Origin of the sequence: Mesorhizobium sp. WSM3859 (assembly GCF_002295065.1) — a bacterium.
In the GTDB taxonomy this organism is placed as follows: Bacteria; Pseudomonadota; Alphaproteobacteria; order Rhizobiales; family Rhizobiaceae; genus Mesorhizobium.
Window position 1 is genome coordinate 86324 of sequence record NZ_NSGG01000007.1, and the last position, 23977, is coordinate 110300.

Genomic DNA, 23977 nt, shown 5'->3' on the forward strand with positions numbered 1-23977 from the left:
ATTTTCAATGAACATTCAGACCAATCCCAACAAGATCGAACAGACAAGCGCCGGCTTCCCGTCCGTGACGGATGCGCCGATACGCTCCAATTTCCTGCCTGAGGACCGGCTGCGCGCCTTGGGCGTCGCTTTGGCCAAGGGCGAGGTCAAAAACCTGTTCGGCCTCGCCCCGTTCGAGTTCCAGGCCCGCATCCGCGACAGCGCCAAGAAGATTCTCGAAGTCTACCGCTCGACCAATGCCGCGCAGGCCAAGGGCGAGACCATCACGCCGGCCGCGCAATGGCTGCTCGACAACAACTACCTGGTCGAGGAGACGATCTTTCAGGTCAAGCGCGACCTGCCGCGCCGCTTCTACCGGCAACTGCCGACGCTCACGCTCGGCGACGGCACGGTGTTGCCGCGCGCCTTCGTCGTTGCCTGGAGCTATGTCGAGCATTCCGACAGCTCGGTCTCGGCCACCATGTTCAAGGCGATCGTCGAGGGCTTCCAGTCGGTCGAGCCGATGAAGATCGGCGAGCTCTGGGCGCTGCCCTCGCTGCTGCGCTTCGTGCTGATCGAGAACCTGCGCCGCATTGCGGTGCGCGTCGATCGCACCAGGCAGATGCGACACATTGCCAACGAGGTCGCCGACCGGGTTCTCGCGACCGACGACAATGCCGACCGCACCACGATCCTGTCGCACTACAGCGCGCATGCGCAGGACACCACTTTCGCCACCCAGTTGCTCTACCGCCTGCGCGACGGGTCGCAGAATGCCGGCCGGGCGCTGGAATGGCTGGAGGGAGAGCTGGAAAAGACCGGCTCCGACGCCGAGGAGATCATCATCTCCGAGCATCAGACGCTGTCCAGCGGCAACGTCACAACCGGCAACATCATCCGCGGCCTGCGCCTGATCAACGACGTCGACTGGACGGTCTGGTTTGAAGGCGTCAGCCGCATCGACACGCTGCTGCGCGAAAAGACCGATTTCGCCAACCTCGATTTCTTCTCGCGCGACCAGTATCGCACCGCGATCGAACAGCTGGCGCGCCGCTCCGAGCTGTCCGAATATCGGGTGGCCGAAAAGGCGATCGAGCTTGCCGGCCACACGCCAGGCGTCACCGACGCGTCTGGCGTGCCGGAGACGGCGGACCCGGACGTGCATACCGATGTCGGCTTCTTCCTGGTCGGCCCGCGCCGGCAGGAGCTGGAAAGGGCGATCGGCTACCGGCCGCCTTTCTATGTGACCTTCAAGCGCGCCTTTGCCAGCGCCGGCTGGCTGGGCATCGTGGTGCCGGTCTTCCTTCTGACGGTGCTGCTGCTGGTGCTGTCGGGCAGGGCGCTCGCCAATCTCGGCCTGTCGGTGGAATCGATCACGTTGATGCTGGCGCTGTTCGCGGTGCCGGCAAGCGAAGGCGCGCTGGCCTTCTTCAATACCGTCGTGGCGCTGTTCCTCAAACCCACCCGCCTCGTCGGTTACGACTTCAACAAGCACGGCATCCCGGCCGAGGCGCGCACGCTGGTCGTGGTTCCCTCGCTGATCGGCTCGCGCGACGACGTCGAGGAGAACATCCGCAACATCGAGGTGCACCACCTCGCCAATACCGCGGAAGAGATCCATTTCGCGCTGTTGTCCGACTGGCCGGATTCCAAGACCGAGATCGACGCCGCCGACATCGAGATCCTGCAATATGCCCGCGACGAGATCGCCAGGCTCAATGCCCGCTATCCGTCGGAAGGCTCGCCACGCTTCTATCTCCTGCATCGCCGCCGGCTCTACAATCAGGCACAGGGCTGCTGGATGGGTTGGGAGCGCAAGCGCGGCAAGCTGCACGAGCTGAACCTTCTCTTGCGCCGCGACAGCGACACCACCTTCCTGCCGCTCGACGTGCCGCTGCCGGAGAAAGTCGTCTATGTGATGACGCTCGACGCCGACACGCGCACCACGCGCGACGCGGTTTCGAGCCTGGTCGGCAAGCTCGCGCATCCGCTGAACCGCCCGCATTTCGATCCGGTGAAGCGCGTTGTCAGCGCCGGCTACACCATCCTGCAGCCGCGCATCACAGCGTCCCTCACCAGCGGCGACGACGCCTCCTTCTTCCAGCGCGTCTTCTCGGCCAATCGCGGCCTCGATCCCTATGTGTTCGCCGTCTCCGACGTCTATCAGGACGTCTTCGGCGACGGGTCCTTCACCGGCAAGGGCCTTTACCATGTCGACGCCTTCGAGGCGGCGTTGAAGAACCGCATCGACGAGAACACTATCCTCAGCCACGACCTGCTCGAAGGCGCGCTGTCGCGCGCGGCATTGGTCACCGACGTCGAGCTGGTCGAGGACTATCCCACCCGCTATTCGGTCGACGCCTCGCGCCACCATCGCTGGGCGCGCGGCGACTGGCAGCTGCTCGGCTACATTTTCGACCCGCGCTCCGGGGTGCCGGCGCTGTCGCGCTGGAAGATGGTCGACAATCTGCGCCGCTCGGTCACCCCGGTCTTCTGGGTCATGGCCTGCGTCGCCGGCTGGACGCTGCTGCCCTTCACCCAGGCGGCGCAGTGGCAGGCGCTTATGATCCTCAGCCTGTTCATGGCGCCGACCTTCGACATTGTGAACGGCATCCTGCCCAAGAGCGGCGACCAGACGCCGCGCGGCCATTTCTCGGCGCTTGCGCGCGACACCGTCTTCGGCACGGCGCTTGTGGCGCTGAAGGTGTTGTTGATGGCGCATCTGGCCTGGATGATGGGCGATGCCATCATCCGCACCATCTACCGCCTCTTCGTCAGCCGGCAGAACCTGCTCGAATGGCGCACCGCCTCGCAGGCGGCCAAGGGCGGCAACGATCTCGGCGCCTATTACGGCATGATGTATGGCGCGGTGATCATCGGCGTGGTGGGCCTCGCCATTCCGGTGCTGGCCGATTCCACAGGCGCCTTCGTCGCCTTCTTCTTCGCCATCTTCTGGATCGCTTCGCCCGCCGTCGCCTGCTGGATCAGCCGCTCGGCCGAGACCGAGGACAGGCTGCGCATCTCGAGCGCCGACATCCAGGTGCTGCGCACCTTCGCGCGCCGCACCTGGCACTATTTCGAGACCTTCGTGACGCCCGAGCAGCATCATTTGCCGCCCGACAATTTCCAGGAAAGCCCGGCGCCGGTGGTGGCGCCGCGCACCTCGCCGACCAATATCGGCGTCTATCTGCTCTCGGTGGTTTCGGCGCGCGATTTCGGCTGGATCAGCCTGTCGGATGCCATCACCCGCATCGACGCCACGATGACGACGATCGAGAACATGCCGCGCGACCGCGGCCATCTCTACAACTGGTATGACACGACAACGCTGAAGCCGCTCTATCCGCTTTACATCTCGGCGGTCGACAGCGGCAATCTCGCTGGACATCTGGTCGCCGTTGCCGCCTCTTGCGCCGAATGGGCCGAAGCGCCATCCGTGCACCTGCAGGGCGATTTCGAAGGCATCATCGACACCGTCACCATCCTCGACGAAAGCCTGGACGAGCTGCCGGACGACCGCCGGCAGCTGCGGCCGCTGCGTCAGCGCCTTGCCGACCGTCTCGACGGCATGCGCCGCGCGGTTGCGACCATCAAGGCGCAGCCGGAGATGGCCTCGATCCGCACCATCAACCTTGCCGTGCTGGCCGGCGAGATCCGCAAGCTCGCCACCGCCATCCACACCGAGGCGGCTTCGCCCAAGAGCGATGTCATCGCCGACTGGGCGGAACGGCTGGAGGCGACCTGCGAGGCGCATGTGCACGATTCGCACAATGACGAGAGCGCCGTCGCCGCATTGCGCGCCAAGCTGCTCGCGCTGCGCGAGCGCTGCCGCCGCTACGCCTTCGAGATGGATTTCTCGTTCCTGATGCGCCAGGAGCGCAAGCTGCTGTCGATCGGCTACCGGGTCGAGGACCGCCAGCTCGACGAGAGCTGCTACGACCTGCTCGCCTCCGAGGCGCGGCTCACCAGCCTGTTCGCCATCGCCAAGGGCGACCTGCCGACCGAGCATTGGTTCCGTCTCGGACGGCCGATCGTCGAGATCGGCTTCCAGGGCGCGCTGATGTCGTGGTCGGGCTCGATGTTCGAGTATCTGATGCCGCCGCTGGTCATGAAGGAGCCGCAGGGCTCGATCCTCAACCAGACCAGCAAGCTCATCATCAAGCGCCAGATCCAGTATGCGCGCTCCAAGAACGTGCCCTGGGGCATTTCGGAAGCGGCCTACAACGCTCGCGACCGCGAGCTCACCTACCAGTACACCAATTTCGGCGTGCCCGGCCTCGGCCTCAAGCGCGGCCTTGGCCAGAACACCGTCATCGCGCCCTATGCGACGATCCTGGCCGCGCAGTTCAGCCCGCGCGAGGCCGTGCAGAACCTGCAGCGGCTGCGCTCGATCGGCGCGCTCGGCCGCCACGGCTTCTACGACGCGGTCGATTTCACGCCGCAGCGCGTGCCCGAAGGCACCGACCACGCCGTGGTGCAGAACTACATGGCACACCATTCCGGCATGTCGATCGCGGCGGTGGCCGACGCCATTTTCGAGGGCCGGTTGCGCGAGCGCTTCCACAGCGACCCGGTGATCGAATCGGCCGAGCTTCTGTTGCAGGAGAAGGCGCCGCGCGACATTCCGACCGCGACCGTCAGGACGGAAGCGGACGAGCGATCCAAGGACGAGACCGAGACCGAGAGCCCGGACAGCCGGGTCATCCTCGATCCCATCAAGGCGCTGCGGGCAACCAACGTGATGTCCAATGGCCGCTATTCGGTCATGGTCACCGCGACCGGCTCCGGCTACAGCCGCTTCGGCGAGCTTGCCGTGACCCGCTGGCAGCCGGATCCGAGCGAAGATCGCCTCGGCTCCTACATCTTCCTGCGCGACACCGCGACGGGCGACTGGTGGTCCGCCACCGCCGAGCCGAAGCGCGCCGAGGGCGAGCGCGTGCAGACGCTGTTTGCCGACGACAAGGCGAGCTTCACCAAATCGGTCGGCTCGCTACGTTCCGAGGTCGAATGCATCGTCATTTCCGAGGGCAATGGCGAAGGCCGCCGCATCACGCTCTACAATGACGGCGCCACCGACCGTCATATCGAGGTGACCTCCTTCGCCGAGCTGGTGCTTGGCAACGAGGCTTCCGACAACGCGCATCCGGCGTTCTCCAAGATGTTCGTCGAGACCGAGATCGCGCCTAACAACGGCGCGATCTTCGCCACGCGGCGCAAGCGCGACAAGAACGACCCCGACCTCACCATGGTGCATTTCGTCACCGACCCGTCGGGCCCCTCGCGTGATGCCGAGGCCGAAACCGACCGGCGCGCCTTCATCGGCCGGGGCCGCACCATCGCCGATGCCGTCGCCTTCGACCCCGGCGTCAGGCTTTCCGGCAGCCAGGGCTTCACGCTCGACCCCGTGGCGGCGCTGCGCCGCCAGGTGCGCGTGCCGGCCAACAAGAAGATCTCGCTGACCTTCTGGACCGCCGTCGGTGCCAATCGCGGCGAGCTCGACGAGGCGATCGCCCGGCTCGACCATCAGGAGAGCTTCGCCCGCCAGGCCATGCTCGCCTGGACGCGCAGCCAGGTGCAGACGCGCCATCTGGGCCTCAGCCTCACCGACGCGGCCAATGTGCAGAAGCTGGCCCGTTACCTGATCTATCCCGATCCGTTCCTGCGCCTGCCGGCCGAATCCATCGCCTCGGGCCTCGGCCGCCAGTCGAGCCTGTGGCCAACCAGCATCTCCGGCGATTTCCCGATCTTCCTCGTGCGCATCGGCGACGTCGCAGATCTCGAGATCGTCGCCCAGGCGCTGCGCTTCCAGGAATACATGCGGGCGCGCGGCATGATGATCGACTTCGTCGTCGTCAACGAGCAGGCCTCCTCCTATGTGCAGGACCTGCAGCGCGCGGTGGAAACGCTGTGCGAGAACAGCCGCCTGCGCGGCCGCGAGCTCGGGCCGCGCCAGCACATCTTCGCGGTGCGCCGCGACCTGATGGATGAGCCGACCTACAAGACCTTGCTGTCGGTCGCGCGGGTGGTTCTTCACACCCGCAACGGCACGATCTTCGATCAGCTCGAACGCGCCGAGACAGCGGCGCTGCAGGCCCGCGATGCCTTGCTGCAGGCGGAGGGCGGCTCGCCGCGCGAGCCCAGCCCGCCGCTGCCCCTGCCGGTGCCGGCAAGCCGGACTGGAACCGACATCGCCGCCGACGGCAGAGGCCTCAGCCTCTGGAATGGCTTTGGCGGCTTCGATGGCGACGGCCGCCACTATGTCACGCGGCTGACCGGACGGCGCTCTACGCCGCAGCCCTGGATCAACGTCATCTCCAACGCGTCCTTCGGCTTCCACGTCTCGGCCGAAGGCGCCGGCTTCACCTGGAGCCGCAACAGCCGCGACTACCAGCTGACGCCGTGGTCGAACGACCCGGTGTCGAACCGGCCAGGTGAGGGCTTCTATGTCTTCGACCACGCCAGCGGCAAGGCGTTCTCGCCGATGGCGGCGACGGTACGCGATCCGTCGATGACCTATGAGACCTGGCACGGCCAGGGCTTCTCGACCTTCCGCTCCAAGCGCGGCCCATTGTCGATGGACCTGACGCAGGTGGTGGATCCCGTCGATCCGGTGAAGATCAGCCGGTTGCGCATCCAGAATTCCGGATCCGTGCCGGCGCGGCTGCGCGTCTATGCCTATGCCGAATGGGTGCTGGGCGGCCATCGCTCGCGCACAGCGGCGACCATCGTGCCTTCGCGCGATGCGGCAACGGGCGCGCTTCTGGCGCAGAACCCCTATGGCCTCGACTTCGGCGAGCGTGTTGCCTTCCTGGGGGCAAGCCACCCGATCCATTCGGTGACCGCCGACCGCTCCGAATTCATCGGCAGGCACGGCACGACCGAATATCCGCAGGCTGTGCTGGGCGGGCTGGCGCTCTCCGGTCGCATCGAGGCGGGCGACGACCCTTGCGCGGTCGTCGCAAGCGACATCGACATTCCGGCCGGCGGCGACGTCACGCTGTCCTGGCTGCTTGGCGACGCGGCCACACCCGCCGAGGCAAGCGCGCTGGTGCAGACCCATCGCGGCAAGGATTTCGACCAGCGCCTCGCCGACAATGAAAAGGCCTGGCGCGGCTTCCTCGACACCATCCAGGTCGAGACGCCGGACGAGGCGATGAACGCCATGGTCAACCACTGGCTGCCTTACCAGAGCCTGGCCTGCCGCATCCGCGCGCGCTCGGCCTTCTACCAGGCGAGCGGCGCCTTCGGCTTCCGAGACCAGTTGCAGGACACGTTGGCGCTTCTGGCGCACGATCCGAAGCTGGCGCGCGACCAGATCCTCAATGCGGCGCGCCGGCAGTTCCCGGAAGGTGACGTGCAGCACTGGTGGCTGCCGCGCACCGATGCCGGGGTGCGCACCATGATCTCGGACGACGTCGTCTGGCTGGCGCATGCGACGGCCCGCTACATCGAGGTGACCGGCGACGCCGCGATCCTCAAGGAACAGTTGCCGTTCATCGACGGGCAGCAACTCGGCGAAGGCGAGCATGACGCCTTCTTCACGCCCGAGATCACCAAAAACACCGCTTCGCTCTACGACCATTGCGCGCGGGCGCTCGATCTCGCGATCAAGCGCAGCAGCCCTGCCGGCCTGCCGCTCATCCTCGGCGGTGACTGGAACGACGGCATGAACCGCGTTGGCGAGGGCGGCAAGGGCGAGAGCGTGTGGCTGGGCTGGTTCCTCCTGAAGACGCTCACCGACTTCGCGCCCGTCGCCAAGGGGCAGGGCGACACCAAGCGGGCGCAGGCGTGGACAAAGCACGCGGACGCGCTGAAGCGGGCGCTGGAAAGCACCGCCTGGGACGGCCAGTGGTACCGGCGCGGCAGTTTCGACGACGGCACGCCGCTCGGCTCGCACAATTCGGACGAGTGCAAGATCGACTCCATCGCCCAGTCCTGGAGCGTGCTGTCGGGCGAGGGGGATCCGGCGCGCTCGACGACGGCCATGGAGCAGGCGACCGAGTTGCTGGTCGATGACGAGCTCAAGATCGTCAAGCTGTTCATGCCGCCCTTCTCGAAAAGCGAGAAGGACCCCGGCTATATCAGGAGCTACCCGCCGGGCGTGCGTGAGAATGGCGGCCAGTACACCCATGCCGCCACCTGGTTTGTGATCGCGCTGGCCGAAATGGGCCGCACCGACGAGGCCTATCGCTGTTTCTCGATGCTGAACCCGGTCAACCACGCCTCTGACGAGACGGCGGCCGAACACTATCGTGTCGAGCCCTATGTCGTGGCCGCCGACATCTATGCCGGCGAAGGCAAGGGCGGCCGCGGCGGCTGGACCTGGTACACGGGATCGGCCGGCTGGCTTTACCGCGCCGCGGTGGAAGGCATTCTCGGAATCGAGCGGCGCGGCAAGGAGATCACGTTTAGGCCGAAGCTGCCCGGGCACTGGGACGGCTATGCCGCGACGCTCAAGATGTTCGGCGGTGAAATCAAGCTTCGTGTCATCCGCGACAAAAAGACCAAGTCGATCTCGCTAGAAGTCGACGGTTCGAAGAAAAAATCGGCCTCTTTCGAGCCGAAAGCCGGCGACAAGACCGAGGTCGTCGTCAGGATACCCGCGTAAAATCAAAGACTTGGATGATTGGCCGCGCGCTCTTCGGAGTGCGTGGCCATATCCGTTCTTTTACTTGGCAGTGATACCGGACGTCGCGGCGTGCGATCTTTTAGCGCATGCTAACTAAGCGGCGGGTGATTAAAAATGTGGCAGCGGAGAGCAGGTGCCACTATTTTGCCGCAAGGCTGACATTTCACCTTTTATCTCAAACCGTTAGGTGATCACGTCAGATTTCGTACCGTCGTCATCTTTTGTTCGCTAAATGGGAACGGAAGGGATAGACGACGCATTGTTTCGCGACACATTAACCTGTACGTGTCAAAAAATGGTGCGGTGCACAATACCGGCATTGAGCACAGACAAGAGTTTGGCGGAGTAGCTGAAGTGTCACTTCTGCAGATCTACTTTAGAGCGCTGGGTTATCTGGCGGCCGACAAGAAGCGCGTCGCGCTGATTTGCGGCGCCAACGTCGCGCTCGCGGCGATCGCGATCCTCGAGCCGATCCTCTTGGGTCGGGTCATCGGTGCCATTTCCGAAAAAGGCGCGGTATTCTCGACGCTAGCGGTCTGGGCCGCTCTCGGTGCCTTCAACGTCGTCGCCTTCGTGCTGGTGGCGCGCGGCGCCGACCGCTTCGCCCATGCCCGCCGCTCCGAGGTGCTGTGCCAGTCCTTCGAACGCGTGATCACCATGCCGCTCGCCTGGCACCACCAGCGCGGCACGTCCAATTCGCTGCACACGTTGCTGCGTGCCGTCGAGACCCTGTTCAGCCTGTGGCTCGAATTCATGCGCGTGCATCTGTCGACCGCCATCGCGCTGGTGCTGCTGGTGCCGACCGCGCTTGCCATGGACATCCGCATGTCGGTCGTGCTGCTCGGCCTCGGCGTGCTTTATGTCGGCATCGGCCGTATCGTCATGCGCCACACCAAGTCGGGGCAGACCGCCGTCGAACGCCATTACCACACCGTCTTTGCCCATGTGTCAGACTCGGTCAGCAATGTCGCCGTGCTGCAGAGCTACAACCGCATCGGCCATGAGACCGCGACGTTGAAGCGTTACGTCAAGGATCTGCTCGACGCGCAGAACCCTGTGCTCGACTGGTGGGCGATCGCCAATGCGCTGAATCGGCTGTCGTCGACCATCTCGATGATGATCGTGCTGTCGATCGGCGCCTATCTCGTCACCCGTGGCCAGCTCCGCGTCGGCGATGTCGTCGCCTTCACCGGCTTTGCCGGGATGCTGATCGCCCGTCTCGACCAGATGTCGGCCTTCACCACCCAGATTTCCGAGGCCCGCGCCAAGCTCGAGGATTTCTACCGCCTTGAGGACTCGGCCGCCGAAGCCATCGAGCCGGATGGCCTGCGCGAACTCACCAACGTCACCGGCCATGTGCGCTTCGAGGACGTCAGCTTCGAGTTCGCCAATTCGGGCCACGGCATCGAGGACGTCTCGTTCGAGGTCCAGGCTGGTCAGACGGTCGCGATCGTCGGCCCGACCGGCGCCGGCAAGACGACGCTGATCAATCTGCTGCAGCGGGTCTTCACGCCGTCCAGTGGTCGTATCCTGATCGACGGCATCGACACCAAGACCGTGACCCGCAAGTCGCTGCGCCACTCGATCGCCACCGTCTTCCAGGACGCCGGCCTGCTCAACCGTTCGATCGAGGACAATATCCGCGTCGGCCGCGCCGATGCGAGCAATGACGAGGTGCACGCCGCCGCCAATGCCGCCGCCGCCCAGGACTTCATCCTGGCCAAGAGCAGCGGCTACGACACAGTCGTCGGCGAGCGCGGCGGCCAGCTCTCGGGCGGCGAGCGCCAGCGTATAGCCATTGCCCGCGCCGTGCTGAAGGATGCGCCGATCCTGGTGCTCGACGAGGCGACCAGCGCGCTCGACGTGGAAACCGAGGATCGCGTCAAGGAAGCGATCGACGAGCTGCGCCGCAACCGCACGACCTTCATCATCGCCCACCGCCTGACCACCGTCCGCGACGCCGACCTTGTCGTCTTCATGGACAAGGGCAGGGTGGTCGAGATGGGCGGCTTCACCGAGCTGTCGCTGCGCAACGGCCGCTTCGCCGCTCTGCTGCGCGCCGGCGGCCTGCTCAACGACGAAGAAGTCCGCCGTCTCAGCCGTCCGGTGACGGAAGCGGCGTAAAGTACAGCGCTCCTCCTTCTCCCCTTGTGGGAGAAGATGGATCGGCGCGCAGCGCCGAGACGGATGAGGGGTGTTCCAGCGGAGCGAGACGCCGGCTTTCTGGAGCACCCCTCATCCGTCGCCTTCGGCGACACCTTCTCCCACAAGGGGGGAAGGAAAAGCCTGCGACATCCGTCCAATTGCCCCCGACACATTGCCGGTCTATTTAGGTCGGCATGAGCGACACCACCTCGCGCCTTTCCGCCTGGACCGATCTCGCCAACCCGACGCGCTTCGTCGGGCTGGCCGATAAGGTCATTCCGTGGCTGGCCGCGGTCGCGGCGATCCTGCTTGGCGTGGGGCTCTATATGAGCTTCACCGCGCCGGAGGATTTCCAGCAGGGCATCACCGTGCGCATCATGTATATCCACGTGCCTTTCGCCTGGCTCGCCATGATGTGCTACTCGATCATGGCTATCTCCGCGCTGGGCACGCTGGTCTGGCGCCATCCGCTGGCCGATGTCGCGCTGAAATCGGCCGCTCCGATCGGCGCCACCTTTACCGCGCTCGCGCTGATCACCGGCTCCATCTGGGGCAAGCCGATGTGGGGCACCTGGTGGGTATGGGATGCGCGGCTGACCTCTGTCTTCGTGCTTTTCCTGATGTATCTCGGCATCATCGCGCTGACCCGCGCGCTGGACGACGCCGGTCGCGCCGCCTGGGCCGCCGCCATCATCACGCTGGTCGGCTTCATCAACATCCCGATCATCAAATTCTCGGTCGACTGGTGGAACACGCTGCACCAGCCTGCCTCGGTCTTCCGCCCCGGCGGCCCGACCATCGACCCTTCGATGCTGTGGCCGCTCGGTGTGATGGCGCTGGGTTTCACCGTGCTGTTCTTCGCCCTGCATCTGATGGCGATGCGCACGGAGATCTTCAGGCGGCGCGTGACCGCGATGCGGAGAGTTGCAGCAAGGCAGGCCGCTTAACCTTCTCCCCTTGTGGGAGAAGGTGGCCGCGAAGCGGCCGGATGAGGGGTGTTCCAGCGGAGTGAGGCGTTGGCGTTCCCTGGAACACCCCTCATCCGTCTCGGCGCTATCGCGCCGATCCACCTTCTCCCACAGGGGGAGAAGGGAAAGGCGCTCCTCACCCCATCCGCCCTCGCGCCACCACCGGCAGCGTTTCCAGCACCGTGTCGCCGTCGATCAGATGCACCTGGTCGAAAAGGTTCGTCACCACGCAGCAATGATCGGGAACGACGCGCACGCGTTCGCCGATGCGCAAGGCGGCGCCGTCGGCAAGCGTGACGGTGCCATGCTCTTCGCTCAATCCGGTGACGCGTGCGCCCGGCAGGCCCAGCAACTCGCCGAATTCGGGGAGCCCGAGCGTATCTGAGGACAGCGCCTTGCTGCCTGAGTCGAGGATGGCGCGGGTCGGCGTCGGGTGGCTGACCACCGTGGCAAGCACCGTCAGCGCGCAGTCGTCCAGCGTGCCGACGCCTTTGGCGACCTGGTAGCGGTCGAGATAGATATAGGTGCCGGGCCGGTATTCGGTGACGATGCTGTTCTCGCCGGAGCGCCACATATCTGGCGTGCCGCCGCTGGAGACGCGCGCGCATTCGAGCCCCGCCGCGGCAAGCGCGTCGTGCGCGCTTTTCAGCCAGGCCTCGGCCTCCGCCGCGCGGCCGGCCGCCGGATAGGTCATCAGCCCGCCGAAAGCGAGGCCCTTGGCCTGGTCGATCACCTTCCCCAGCGCCAACGCATCGGCCGGGGTCTGCACGCCACAGCGGCCCATGCCGGTGTCGCACTCGACCAGTACCTGCAGCGGATGGCCGGCATCGGTGAAGGTGGCGGCAAGGCCTTCCAGCGTCTCGCGGCTGTCCGCCGTCACCGACAGCGTCACGCGTCCATGCAGGGCCTTCAGACGCTCAAGCTTGGCGCGGCCGAGTATGTTGTAGGGCAGAAAAATATCCTCAAGCCCGGCATCGGCCATAACCTCGGCCTCGCCGATCTTCTGGCAGGTGATGCCCACCGCCCCAGCCGCGACCTGCTTCTTCGCCCAGTAGGGCAGCTTATGCGTCTTGATGTGCGGCCGCAGCTTCAGCCCATGGGCGTCAGCATGCGCCTGCGCCTTTTTGATGTTGGCTTCCGCGCGGGCCGCATCGATCAGGATCGCCGGCGTGTCGAGCTCATTGATGCTGGGCATGAAAGTCACCATTCAAGGCATGTCTCCAGAGAGTGAGATCCGGTTTCGGGATAAAGACATGCGTAATATCGGAAAGTCCGGTTGGGTTTATGGTCCCGATCCGGCCGGATGTCACGGGCCAGCGCGGCGGGTTTGCGTCGACAGCGGACCGGCATTGGACTATTCGGATGGACAGATTTCAGCAGGGCCGGAGGAGGACGACCATGAAGCGCTCCAAGATCAACGACATCATCCGCGAAGCCGACGCCTTCATCCGCTCCTTCGGCTATATTATGCCGCCCTTCGCCTATTGGTCGCCGGACGAGATGAAGGGGCATAAGGCCGACTCCGCCGCGATCTTCACCTCGCGCCTCGGCTGGGACATCACCGACTACGGCCAGGAGAAGTTCGATGAGCTCGGCCTGTTCCTGTTCACCGTCCGCAACGGCCGCTACGAGGACATGAAGCTCGGCATGGGAATGCTCTATGCAGAAAAGATCATGATCTCGCGCAAGGACCAGCTCTCGCCGATGCACCGCCACAACATCAAGGCCGAGGACATCATCAACCGCGGCGGCGGCAAGCTGGTGCTGGAATTGTTCATGCACGACCGCGACGGCGGCATCGACCCGAAGGCCGAAGTGTCGGTGCCGGTCGACGGCACCATCACCAGACTGCCGGCCGGCGGGCTGCTGAAGCTCGATCCAGGCCAGAGCGTCACGCTTCTGCCCGGCGTCTGGCACGCCTTCTGGGCGGAGGGCAAGGACGTGCTGATCGGCGAGGTTTCCACCGTCAATGACGACCTCACCGACAACGTCTTCCGCGACCCGATCGGCCGCTTCTCCAACATCGACGAGGACGTCGCGCCGCTGCACCTGCTGGTGTCGGATTACGATAAGTGGGTGGGGTAGGCCATTCGACAGCTTTAGCCGCTAGAACGATTCCGGGCACCGGCTCTAGGTCGGGTGGAAACGAAGGCCTGTCAGTCCGTGCTTCTCGTACACATTCTTGAACGCGTCCGAAACGACGATGTGAAACCTCGTGCCCCAATTGTCGTTCAGACGAAAGAGATGTGAGTTTTGTCGAAAAACCGTCGACGAGCCTGAGTTCATAGATATGCCAGATGTCTCCGTCATCGAAAGTGTCGAATGTGGATCTCGAAAAATCAAATCCGCTGACCTCTTCCATGGGTGCATAAATTTGCAAAGGTCCCCGATCGGTCCTTGCGACGTAGGATTTGTGATGGTTCTCCACCAGCAGATGGTCGAACAAAGAAAACCCTTCTGGTTTGGCGAATATAACGCCGGGATGGCTGCTCGGAACGAAGTCGGGTATTGGCAACGGCCGCTCGTCATCGAACCGGAACTGTAGGGTATCAGGATCCACCTGAGCGGCCCCTTTCTCCATTTCCAGAAACTGTTGGGGGCCAGCTACATTGCCATCGTCGGCAAGTATACAATATTCGGGCGCGTTTTCTCTAATCCACCAGTACATTGCTCACTCATTCGCTCTCAGCAGCGCTACCGCGCATATTTATCCGCCTTGCGGTTCCCGAGCAGCAGCTTGCGCTCCAGATGCGCGCGGAGCTCGCCGTAATAGGCGGTGAGGAAAGCCTTTGAATCGACCGGCTCGACCCTGGCACCGATCTTGCGGGCGATCGTCTCCGCCACGGCTCTCAGCGCTGAATAGTCGTCGCGGCGCAGCACTTCCTCGAGCTTCTGCAGCTCAGCGATGCCGTACGCGTCTAGTTGCGCGGGGCTGAACTGGAAGCGGGTCGCGATCGGGTCCTTGCGCCGCGACAGGTCCTCGAGCAGCGCCACTTTCGGCGCCTCGACCACCCAGGTGCCGGCGAGCAGGTCGCCGATCCTCAGCCGGTCGCGGTTGAACAGCGGGAACAGCGAGAACAGCAGCGCCCAGACCAGGCCGAAGATGGTCGACAGCGTGTCGGCGACGTCGGCGCTGGCGCGTGCGGCGAGGATCGACAGCGGCAGGAACACCTCGATCTCGCGCATCAGGTTGCGCGCGATGACCTGGTCCAGCGTGAGGCCGGCGCCGCTGCGCGACGCGACCCTGACGCCGACGATGCGCTTGCCCGGCGTGGCTGCCCGCCGTCCCGCCTCGAAGGCGATGAAATAGACGTTGCGCAGGAAGAAGATGAAGATGATCCAGACGATGAAAAGCGGCTGGGCATCCTCGAAGCCAAGCCCGGCGAGGCCGAAGATTGTCACCAGCGAGACGACCACGGCTGCGACGACGATGATCACCACGTCGAGCAGGAATCCGGAAGCGCGGGTGCCGGCATCCGCCAGTTTCACGCGCAGGTCGACGCCCTCCGGCGTGACCAGCGGACGGATCAGCGCTACCGGGTTCTTGACCTTCGCTGTCCTAGCGGTCGCCATGCCGCACCATCCGGAACAGGTAGAAATAACAGATCCATAAGGCCAGCATGCCGCCGCCGATCGAATAGCGGGCGATGTCGCTGGTGATCGTCTGCCTTCCGATGCCCTCCAACAATCCGGCAAAAAGCAGCATCACCGTTACGCCGACCATGGCGGTCGCCGCCACGCGACCCGCCCTGGCTGCAGCCGCCATCCGGGTCAGTTCGCCGGGAAAGGCAATGCTGGTGCCGATGCGTATGCCGGCCGCACCCGCGATGGCGATGGCGAATAGCTCCGTCGTGCCGTGGATCGAAAGCCAACCGCCGAGCTCGAAGCCAAGGCCCTTGGCGGCATAGATCTGGAAAATGGCGCCGAGCATGCAGCCATTCATCAGGATGATCAGCACGCTCGGCACGGCAAAGGCGAAGCCCAGCGCGAAGGCCAGGATCGAGACCTGGGTGTTGTGGGTGAAGAGATAGGCGGCAAACCCCGACAGGAAATGGTCACCGCCGCCGTAGAGCACGCTACGCAGCATCTCGGCCGAGGAGTCCGGATTGCGCCCGCCTGCAAGGCTCGGTGCGATGATAGCGTCGTACCAGCGCTTGTCGGAGGCGACCAGCCAATAGCCGGCAATCGAGCCGATCACCGTGAGGGCGACCGACGTCCATACTTCGCGACACAGATCGCGGATCGCGGCCGGCCAATCGCGCAAGAAGAAGTCGCCGATGCGCGTCCGCAAGGATCGCCGCGCGCCGTAGAGATAGAAATAGCCGCGCAGGCACAGCGCCTCGAGATAGGCGATAAGCGCGCTGTCGAGCGAGGTCGCGCGCGCCACCGAAAGCGACGACAGCGCCGAGCGGTAAAGCAGCGGCAGCGACAGCAACTCGTCTTCCGACAGCGCGCGCGGCGCGCGCTTTTCGACGCGCGCCAGCAGCGCCTCGAAAGCTTTCCAATCGGCCTCACGCTCCTGGCGGAAGCTCGCCAGCGACTGGCGTACCGCGTCGGTGCCGGCGGACAGCGTCATAGAAGGTTCTCCTCCTTGAGCTGGATATAGCGCTCGACCAGCGCCGGGCCGAGCCGCTGATGGTCGGCCTCGATGACATGCGCGCCAAGCAGCCTGAGCCTGCCGATCACCACCTGCCGCTGCCGCAAGAGGTCGCCGGCGGTGACGGCGCGGGCGACATCCTCCGGCGCCGCCGGCGCCATGTCGGCCAGCGTTTCGAGCTCCACGTCCCGCATCAGCATGAACAGCACCAGATGGCGCTCGGTCAGCCGGCCGACGGTGCGCAGCATCAGTTCGGCGCTGATCGGATCGACGAAATCTGTGAAGACGATGACCAGCGAGCGCCGGTCGAGCTTGGCCGACAGCGTGGTCAGCGCCAGGGTGAAGTTGGTCTCCTCGGTCGAATAGTCGATCTCGGCGGCGCGCTTCTGGATCATGGTGAAGCTCGGCGAGCCGCGCACCGCGCCGCTGGAAACGCGCGGCCGGGCGTCGAAGGAGAACAGGCTGACGAGATCGCCGCCCTTGAGCGCGATGAAGGCCGACAGAAGCGCAGCCGTCACCGCCCGGTCGACCTTCGGCACGCCGTCGACCGGCTCGCACATCAGGCGGCCGCTGTCGATGGCCAGAACGATGTTGTTGTTTTCCTCGATGCGGAATTCGCGCGCCAAAAGCTTGCCGTGGCGGGCGCTGCGTTTCCAGTCGATCATGCGCCGGCCCATGCCGGGCTGATAGTCCTTCAGCGCCTCGAACTCGCGGCCCTGACCGGCGCGCTTCTGCGCATGGCCGTCGGCAAGGGCAGAACGCTGCAGGAGCGTGATCGCCTCGTCGCGCGCGCTGTTGACATTGGGCAGCACCGCAACCTTGCGGTCGACCGGCAATACGATCTGGTTCCACACCAGGCCGAACGGGCCCTGCCAGCGCAGCCAGAGCCGGTCGAAACTCGAGATACCGCGGCGGATGGCCTCGAATTCGAGGTCGAGCGTGCCGCCATTGGCCGGCAGCGCGCCGCCGGTGCGACTGACCGGCGCCAGCCGCTGGTCATGCCCGACGCGCGCCTGCAGGCGCCGCAGCTTTGCCCCGACACCGGCCGCGATGTGCAGCGTGAAGCGCCCGCCGACGCCGACCTGCGGCGGCGCCGTCAGCGTGGCATCGAGCGAGGCGCGGCCTCTGCCCGCGGCCGCGTCCACCGCCAGGAAGGCAAGCAGAACGCAGATCCACAACAGGCCGAGATACCAGACAGAGGGCAGCGCGAGCGCGATCAGGAAGGCGGGGATCGCCCCCGCCGCCGCTGCCCAGACCGCTCGCCCGCTCGGATAGATCAACGCGGCGCTTCCGTGTGGTCGACGAGGTCGGAGACGATCTGCTCGACCAGCCGCCCGTCTATCTGCGCGGCCGGCGAAAGCACGACGCGGTGGCGCAGCGCCGGCACGGCCAGAGCCTTGACGTCGTCGGGGATGACATAGTTGCGGCCGTCGAGTGCCGCCCTGGCGCGCGCCGCTCGGGCCAGCATGGCGCCCGCGCGAGGACTCGCGCCCACCTCCAGGTCCGGGCTTTCGCGCGTGCCGCGCACCAGCGCCGCGATATAGCCGACGACATCGCCGACCAGCGTGACGTCACCCACCGTCGCGACGGCGGCTTCCAGCGACTTGCGGTCGGTCTGGGCCTTGATGCCGTATTGCCCGATATCGTGCGAGGCCGAGCCGCCGCCGTGGTTGACGATGATGGCGCGCTCTTCCGCAAGATCCGGATAGCTCACCCGGTGCTTGAACAGGAAGCGGTCGAGCTGCGCCTCGGGCAGCGGATAGACGCCCTGGTGCTCGATCGGGTTCTGCGTCGCCACCACCATGAAATTCCTGCCGAGCGAATGCGTGGTGCCGTCGAAGGTGACGGCGTGCTCCTGCATGGCTTCGAGCAGGGCAGCCTGCGTCTTCGGCGGCGTGCGGTTGATTTCGTCGGCGAGCAAAAGGTCACAGAAGATCGGACCACGCGTCAGCGTGAACTGCCCGGTCTGGAAATTGTAGATGTTGGCGCCGACGATATCGCCGGGCATCAGGTCGGGCGTGAACTGGATGCGGCCATAGGCGACGCCCAGCGCCTGCGCGAAACAGCGCGCCGTCATGGTCTTGGCGGTGCCCGGCGGACCCTCGAGCAGGATGTGGCCGCCGGCAAACAGGGCCGTCAGCATCAGGTCGACCGTGTCGTGCTGACCGGTGATCGCTTTCGCCACTTCTTCCCTGATCGCGTTCGCCAGGGCCTTCACTTCATCGACGTTCACCGAGCCTCCTTGCTGTCCAATCATGCAGCTGTTCGGCTGCTTCATGCATTGCTGCCAAATTGTTGGATTCGTTCGCGGCCTGGAAGCGCCGGCTGAAGCCGTGCGTCTCGCCTTTGTCGCGGGAATCGAGCCAGCGGTCGAGCGCCTCGCCCTGCAGTCCATGCGGCGCGCCGAGCAGGGCGGCAGCGCGCTGCCGCACCAGTGTTGCATAGCGGTCGCCAAGCTCCTGCAGGCGCCCGGCGCGTTTCAACAGCATCGCCGTGGTGTCGACCAGCGCCCGCTTGCCGAATGCGATGGCGCGTCCCTCCGCGCGCGGCGGCCCGAAGCGGCCGAGCCCGTGCAGGAAGGCAAGCGCCGCCGCCACCAGCACCGAAAGCGTCAGTGCCAGGAAGGGCGGCTCGACCAGGAGCTTGGCCAGGTCGTAGTTTCCCCCGATGCCGTGCAGCGTCAGGTCGAACATGACTGCGCCCTTGGCGGGCTCCAGCATGGCGATCATGTCGAGCGCGGCGGCCGCCTTCTGCTCGTCGCCCAACGCGGCATTGTTGATGAAATCGGGATCGGTGAGGATGTAGAAGGGTTCGTTGTCGAGCTCGGTGAGGACGGCTTTGCCGTTACCGGCCGCGATCAGCGGGTGATCATCCGCCACCCATTGCAGTTCGTCCGGCACCGCGATCCTGCGGCCTTGGACATCGATCAGGTCGACCGCCGGCTTGCCTTCGCCGAGCTTTGCCTTGGCGATGCGGCCGAGCCAGTCATTGACGACCGCACTGGGAAGTCGTTCGACCTTGGTCTCCCAGCCGTCACGGCCCAGCAAGGGAACGGTCTGCCATTTCGGCAGCACGAAAAGCGTGTCCTTGCCGGTGCGCAGCTTGATGAGGTGGTCGAGCGCGGCCGGGTCGCTGCCCGGCGCGATGGTGACCACGAGCAGGAAGGTCGAAGCCAGCGGGGACTCCAGGTCCTTCTCGCCGCGCTCCATCGGCGGCGCCTGTCCATTGGTGAGCTTCAGCCATTCGACAAGCCCGGCATAACCGGTCCCGCCTTTCGAAAACGGCGTGGCGCCGCCTTCGGGCTGGCGGAAATCGGGTGCATAGGTGGACAGCAGGAAGAAGCCGGCAGCGGCCAAAAGGCTGGCGAAGATGCCCCAGAACAAGGTCTTGCGGCTAAACGGTTCCTGTGCTGCTTCCGTCGTTGCCGCGCTCATGCCCAGGCGTCCCGGAAGGCGAAACGCTCATAGGCGCCGCGCGCCTGCTGCCAGCCTTCGGCGCCGACGGGCCGTCGGGCGAACAGTGCGGCTTCGACGATGCGGGCGATCTCGCTGAAGGCGGCACGGGGCCGGGTAGGGATTGAGCCGGCGGCCGCGATGTCGCGCGCGGTGAGCGACGGTCGCAAGAAGTCCGGTATGCGGGTCGCAATGTCGGCGACGCTGCGGCGCAACAGAAGATGCACCGCCTCGTCAAACTCGCCGCGCCCGGCGAGCGCATCGGCCTCGGAGAGCAGGACCTGGGCGACCCCCGCGTCCGGGCGCCATTCCTCCTTCTCTTCGGTCTCCTGGCGCTTGCGCCGCCAGGGCAGGCGCCAGGCGACGCCTTTGGCTTCAAGGAGGAGCAGAAAAGCGATGATCGCGACGCCGAGGATCACCGCGCCCCAGAACAGATAGATCATGTAGGGGCTGAGCTTGGCCAAGCCATCCAGCAGCGGCTTCAGCCATTGCGGTGGCTCGGGCCGCACGAAGCCCGGCAGCCCGAATTGGATCGAATCGTTCGCCAGCAGCTGCTTGTGCAACTGTGCCAGCCGTTCCGCATCTTCTGTCACTGCCTGTGCGGCTGCCACCCGTTTCCCCTGCAACCCGCGGTTCAGGTCCGACACTGGCAATACGCCAAGACAATTGCAAGCGGGCCCAACCGCAAGTATCAATCTTGGTGATTTATACTTTCCAATTTCGGATATCCATAAGCAGGGGGAAAGGTAACATGGCGTCAATCTCAAGCGGCAGGCTGGAGAAGTTCAGCATCGGCCGGGTGTTCAGCAATACGTTCTCCGTCATCGGCCGCAGCTTCGGCTCTCTCGCGGTGATCGTCGGCCTTTTCACGACCCTGCCGGCATTGATCTACAACTATTGGAACTTCAGTCGGCTCGCCAGCTTCGGCGTAGAGGGCGTCGCCGGCATGGAACAGGCAGCTTTGGAAAACTACGGATTTGTTTCGATGATCGCCGCCCTGGTGATTTTCGTGCTGGCTTTCCTCGCCCAGGCGGCGCTGGTTCGGGCGACGGTCGAGAGCATGAACGGCAAGCAGCCGGCAGTGGGCGACTGTATTCAGATAGCCCTGCGCAGTCTCTTGCCGACCTTCGGCATCGGCATCGTGGTTTTTCTGGCCATGGTGGTGGCAGGCCTCATAGCGGCCTTCATAGCTGCGCTCATACCATTTCTCGGATGGCTGATCGCGCTCGCGATAATCGTCGCCACCGCGATGTGGGTGCTGAGCATTTCCGTTGCGATCCCGGTGGTGGTTCAGGAAAGGGAGGGCGTGTTCGGCTCGATTTCGCGCAGTCGGCATCTGACCAAGGGAAGCCGCTGGTCGATCTTTGGCCTGTTCCTGATCATCGGCATAATGGCTATCGTCATCCAGGGTGGCTTCTCCTTGGTGATCGGGTTCATGGTCGCCTCCGCCGGCGGCATCTCCTCCTCCGGAGCGGCCGCCGGAGCCGTTGCAAGCAGCCTGGTTTCGAGCATCTTCTCGACGCTGATTTCGGTGGCCATCGCGGCCGCCTATGTCGAGCTGCGCCAGGTCAAGGAAGGCACCAGCGTCGACGAGCTGGCGGAGATCTTCTCGTAGGCCACAGGAATCGACTCGATGGCTTTGGCAAGCCCAGGCCCAGCCGGTAAATTCCGGCTGGGCGGGGTAATCGGTGATACGCTCTCGTTCATCGGACGCAATCCGGTTCTCGCGTTGGGGGTCGCCGTGTGCTTTTTTGCCCTGCCGTCACTCCTGAGTGGTCTGCTGACTTTTGCGTACAGGGAGAGGGCAGCGTTCGTGGTCGGCGGCGGGGTCGCACCGCCCGTCTATGTGGGCTTTTTGCTTTTTGCCGGGCTTTTGGCCGCATTACCGGCCTTTCTGGGGCATGCGGTGCTGTCGAAGGCGGTTCTTGAAGACGCCAATGGCCATCATCCGTCGATCGCGAGTTGCGTTCAGCCGGCCTTGCGCCGTCTCGTTCCTGTGCTCGGCATCGGACTTACGATCTATCTGTTTTGGTTTTGCGCGCAGCAAGCGGTAGTCGCCGCGCGATTGTTCTTTCCGACTTTCGGCGGCGGTGTCGCATTCCTGCTGATGGTCGTGCCTTGCGTCGTTTGGGTGCTGGGCAGCCTGGCGGCGGTTCCGGTCGCTATGCGCGAAGGGCTTGGAGCAATGGCTTCGATAAGGCGCAGCCGCGCACTGACCAAGGGATATCGCTGGCCGATATTCGGCCTGTTCCTGGTTCTCTTTTTGCTCATCCTCGCCCTCAGGCTGGGACTTTTTCTTGAATTCGACCTCGCGCTTGCGGCTGCCCCTGCTTTTGTGGTCATCGTCAACGCCACGGCAAATGGCGCCGTCACCGCGATCGCATGGCTGCTGGCGTCGGTTATCGCGACGAACACATACGCAGCCTTGCGACGTGCAAAGGAAGGCGGAGGCGTCGACGAATTGGTGGCCGTTTTCTCCTAGCAATCGGGCCGGGTCGCGGACGGCGGCAATTGCCCTCAATGGCAACAGCAAACGTCCAATAGTACGCTTGTTCGGCACAGGCATGACGAGGTGATCGCAACATCCGCCTTGACAAGCGCCGCCGCTAGCTTCGCCTGCAATCCCGGCAGCTCGTCTTTCTCGCCGCGGCGCTTCAGGCATTCGACCAGACCGTGCAGCGCCCAGACATTGTCCGGGTGCTGGGCGCAGCGTTGCACGGCGCCGCTCAAGCCCAGATCGTCGCGATAGACCTGCTCGGCCTCCGCCGCATGGCCCTGGTCGAGCAGCAGCGCCGCCAGCGCGTGGCGCGGCGGATGCATCCAGGCCCAAGGCTCGGTGTAGGAGAGATTGTCGTCGAGCTCGACCGCGCGCCGCAGATGATCATAGGCCTCGTCATGCCGGCCCTGGTGATAGGCGAGCTCGCCGTCGAGCAGCGCCGCGCCCACCGCGAGCGAGGCTTTTGTCGGGTTGCTGAGGAAACGGCGCTCCGCCGGAATGCCGTCGATTTGCCGGCTGAACAGCTCGCGCTCGCGCTCGGCGTCAGCGAATTGGCGAAGCGTCGCGTGCGCCACGCCCTTGGCGTAGTGCTGCAGCGCGGCGGTCACCACATAGAGGTCGGGCTCGCTATTCATCGGCTCGTCAATGATCTCGCGCCAGCGCCCGAAGCGCACCTGAACATGCGATTTCATCGCGTGATAGCCCTCGACCGTCTGCGTCAGCTTCGGCCGCTCGGGAATGCTGACGACATCGCGCGTCACCAGGCTGCGCACCTTGTCGGCGGCCCAGAGCGCCGGCCGGTATTGGCCGAGGAACATGCAGGTGAACATCATCAGATGCAGGTCGTGGCAGCAGCCGAGCAGGTAATACGTCGGCTCGCCCGCATAGGCGAGGTAGAGGTCGTTGGCGCGCACCGCCTTCTCGCTGGCGAGCTTCGCCTTCTCATACTCGCCACAGAGCACGTAAATGTGCCCCGGCATGTGGTTCATATGGCCAGCATCCGGGCACATCGTGCCCAGCCGCTCCGCCGAGCGCATGCCGCGCTCCGGCTGCGTCGACATTTCGAGCAGATGGATGTGGAGATGCAGCGCCGCCGGGTGTGGCGCAGTGCCGGCTTCGTCCGAGAGCCGGATCGAGCGCTCGCAGATTTCCAGCGCTTCGAGCACATCCGAATTCGGCGCCGGCTCGCCGTTCCGGAGGTTCCACAGCCGCCGCACCGTGCGCATCATCAGCGCCTCGACCGTCAGCGCCATCACGTCATGGTCGTCGGGATGGTCGCGATAGACTTCGCGCATGGCGGCGGCATAGGCGTCGTCCCATTTTTCGAACTCGGCGGCGCTCACGCCATGCGGCTTCTGAAAGCGGGCGCTGAGCGCCTCGATCAGCCGCCGTTCGACAGGGCTCGCGCTCGCCGCATTGGCTTGCGCCAGCCGCACATGCTCGAAACAGCGCCTGGCGACACGGTCGGCTTCGGCCTTGCCATGCTCCTTCCAGGTCAGATTGTAGAAAGGGCCGGCGGCATAGGCGATGCCCCAATGGACGAAAGCGCAGCCCGGATCGCTCTCCAGCGCCTTCTCGAACCACTTTATCCCTTCCTCATGGTTGAAGCCGTAGCACCAGTTCAGCCCGATATCGAACCAGCGCCGTGTCTCGGCCGAGGATGTGGAGATGGGGCGGCGATAGGTGCCGAGGTCGAAGTGGTCCATGCCC

Annotated in this window: 14 protein-coding genes; 6 read left to right on the forward strand and 8 right to left on the reverse strand. The window is 64.9% G+C overall.

The window, feature by feature from the left end; translation table 11 throughout:
* Nucleotides 1-7: 7 nt before the first annotated feature.
* From CK230_RS16695 to CK230_RS16705, 3 genes are all read left to right on the forward strand, one after another.
* Nucleotides 8-8587: a glucoamylase family protein gene (locus CK230_RS16695; protein ID WP_095818240.1), complete on the forward strand. Its 8580-nt coding sequence runs from the start codon at nt 8-10 to the stop codon at nt 8585-8587.
* Between the two features lie 375 nt (nt 8588-8962).
* Nucleotides 8963-10732 (forward strand): glucan ABC transporter ATP-binding protein/ permease, encoded by a 1770-nt coding sequence (locus tag CK230_RS16700; protein WP_095818241.1) that lies wholly within the window; start codon nt 8963-8965, stop codon nt 10730-10732.
* Between the two features lie 215 nt (nt 10733-10947).
* Complete coding sequence (locus CK230_RS16705) at nt 10948-11700, forward strand: heme ABC transporter permease (RefSeq protein ID WP_095818242.1); 753 nt, start codon at nt 10948-10950, stop codon at nt 11698-11700.
* A gap of 157 nt (nt 11701-11857) precedes the next feature.
* Here CK230_RS16705 and CK230_RS16710 read toward each other — a convergent pair whose 3' ends face one another.
* Nucleotides 11858-12916 carry a D-TA family PLP-dependent enzyme gene (locus CK230_RS16710; protein ID WP_095818460.1) on the reverse strand — a complete coding sequence of 353 codons (1059 nt, stop codon included), beginning with the start codon at nt 12914-12916 and terminating at the stop codon, nt 11858-11860.
* A 203-nt stretch (nt 12917-13119) separates the two neighbouring features.
* Between CK230_RS16710 and CK230_RS16715 the strand changes: the two genes are divergently transcribed.
* The gene (locus CK230_RS16715) at nt 13120-13806 is read left to right on the forward strand and encodes a D-lyxose/D-mannose family sugar isomerase (protein WP_095818243.1); all 687 of its coding nucleotides are present in this window, start codon (nt 13120-13122) and stop codon (nt 13804-13806) included.
* Between the two features lie 609 nt (nt 13807-14415).
* Here the strand turns inward: CK230_RS16715 and CK230_RS16720 are convergent.
* Genes CK230_RS16720 through CK230_RS16745 form a run of 6 tightly spaced genes read right to left on the reverse strand, consistent with a single transcriptional unit; the run spans nt 14416 to nt 20381 of the window.
* The gene (locus tag CK230_RS16720; protein WP_095818244.1) at nt 14416-15294 is read right to left on the reverse strand and encodes an RDD family protein; all 879 of its coding nucleotides are present in this window, start codon (nt 15292-15294) and stop codon (nt 14416-14418) included.
* The gene (locus CK230_RS16725; RefSeq protein WP_095818245.1) at nt 15281-16297 is read right to left on the reverse strand and encodes a stage II sporulation protein M; all 1017 of its coding nucleotides are present in this window, start codon (nt 16295-16297) and stop codon (nt 15281-15283) included. The genes CK230_RS16720 and CK230_RS16725 overlap by 14 nt, the downstream gene beginning before the upstream one ends.
* Nucleotides 16294-17598: a DUF58 domain-containing protein gene (locus CK230_RS16730; protein ID WP_095818246.1), complete on the reverse strand. Its 1305-nt coding sequence runs from the start codon at nt 17596-17598 to the stop codon at nt 16294-16296. Before CK230_RS16730 ends, CK230_RS16725 begins: the two co-directional genes overlap by 4 nt.
* A complete protein-coding gene (locus CK230_RS16735; protein WP_095818247.1) occupies nt 17595-18551 on the reverse strand; it encodes a MoxR family ATPase in 957 nt (318 codons plus the stop codon). Before CK230_RS16735 ends, CK230_RS16730 begins: the two co-directional genes overlap by 4 nt.
* The gene (locus CK230_RS16740) at nt 18538-19752 is read right to left on the reverse strand and encodes a hypothetical protein (protein WP_095818248.1); all 1215 of its coding nucleotides are present in this window, start codon (nt 19750-19752) and stop codon (nt 18538-18540) included. Before CK230_RS16740 ends, CK230_RS16735 begins: the two co-directional genes overlap by 14 nt.
* Complete coding sequence (locus CK230_RS16745) at nt 19749-20381, reverse strand: DUF4129 domain-containing protein (RefSeq protein ID WP_095818461.1); 633 nt, start codon at nt 20379-20381, stop codon at nt 19749-19751. Before CK230_RS16745 ends, CK230_RS16740 begins: the two co-directional genes overlap by 4 nt.
* On the opposite strand from CK230_RS16745, the gene CK230_RS16750 reads away from it, so the two are divergent.
* Nucleotides 20369-21385 (forward strand): hypothetical protein, encoded by a 1017-nt coding sequence (locus CK230_RS16750; protein ID WP_245429951.1) that lies wholly within the window; start codon nt 20369-20371, stop codon nt 21383-21385. The two genes, CK230_RS16745 and CK230_RS16750, sit on opposite strands and share 13 nt — an antisense overlap.
* Before the next feature lie 18 nt (nt 21386-21403).
* Nucleotides 21404-22252: a hypothetical protein gene (locus tag CK230_RS16755; RefSeq protein WP_141246039.1), complete on the forward strand. Its 849-nt coding sequence runs from the start codon at nt 21404-21406 to the stop codon at nt 22250-22252.
* Nucleotides 22253-22287: 35 nt separating this feature from the next.
* Here CK230_RS16755 and CK230_RS16760 read toward each other — a convergent pair whose 3' ends face one another.
* Nucleotides 22288-23973: a tetratricopeptide repeat protein gene (locus CK230_RS16760; RefSeq protein WP_095818251.1), complete on the reverse strand. Its 1686-nt coding sequence runs from the start codon at nt 23971-23973 to the stop codon at nt 22288-22290.
* Between the last annotated feature and the right edge of the window lie 4 nt (nt 23974-23977).

Bases quoted from the DNA above. Each gene is read 5' to 3' on its own strand.
- CK230_RS16760 (WP_095818251.1), bottom strand. From the start codon at position 23,973: ATGGACCACTTCGACCTCGGCACCTATCGCCGCCCCATCTCCACATCC.
- CK230_RS16715 (WP_095818243.1), top strand. From the start codon at position 13,120: ATGAAGCGCTCCAAGATCAACGACATCATCCGCGAAGCCGACGCCTTC.
- CK230_RS16710 (WP_095818460.1), bottom strand. From the start codon at position 12,916: ATGCCCAGCATCAATGAGCTCGACACGCCGGCGATCCTGATCGATGCG.
- CK230_RS16720 (WP_095818244.1), bottom strand. From the start codon at position 15,294: ATGGCGACCGCTAGGACAGCGAAGGTCAAGAACCCGGTAGCGCTGATC.
- CK230_RS16705 (WP_095818242.1), top strand. From the start codon at position 10,948: ATGAGCGACACCACCTCGCGCCTTTCCGCCTGGACCGATCTCGCCAAC.
- CK230_RS16695 (WP_095818240.1), top strand. From the start codon at position 8: ATGAACATTCAGACCAATCCCAACAAGATCGAACAGACAAGCGCCGGC.
- CK230_RS16755 (WP_141246039.1), top strand. From the start codon at position 21,404: ATGGCTTTGGCAAGCCCAGGCCCAGCCGGTAAATTCCGGCTGGGCGGG.
- CK230_RS16725 (WP_095818245.1), bottom strand. From the start codon at position 16,297: ATGACGCTGTCCGCCGGCACCGACGCGGTACGCCAGTCGCTGGCGAGC.
- CK230_RS16740 (WP_095818248.1), bottom strand. From the start codon at position 19,752: ATGAGCGCGGCAACGACGGAAGCAGCACAGGAACCGTTTAGCCGCAAG.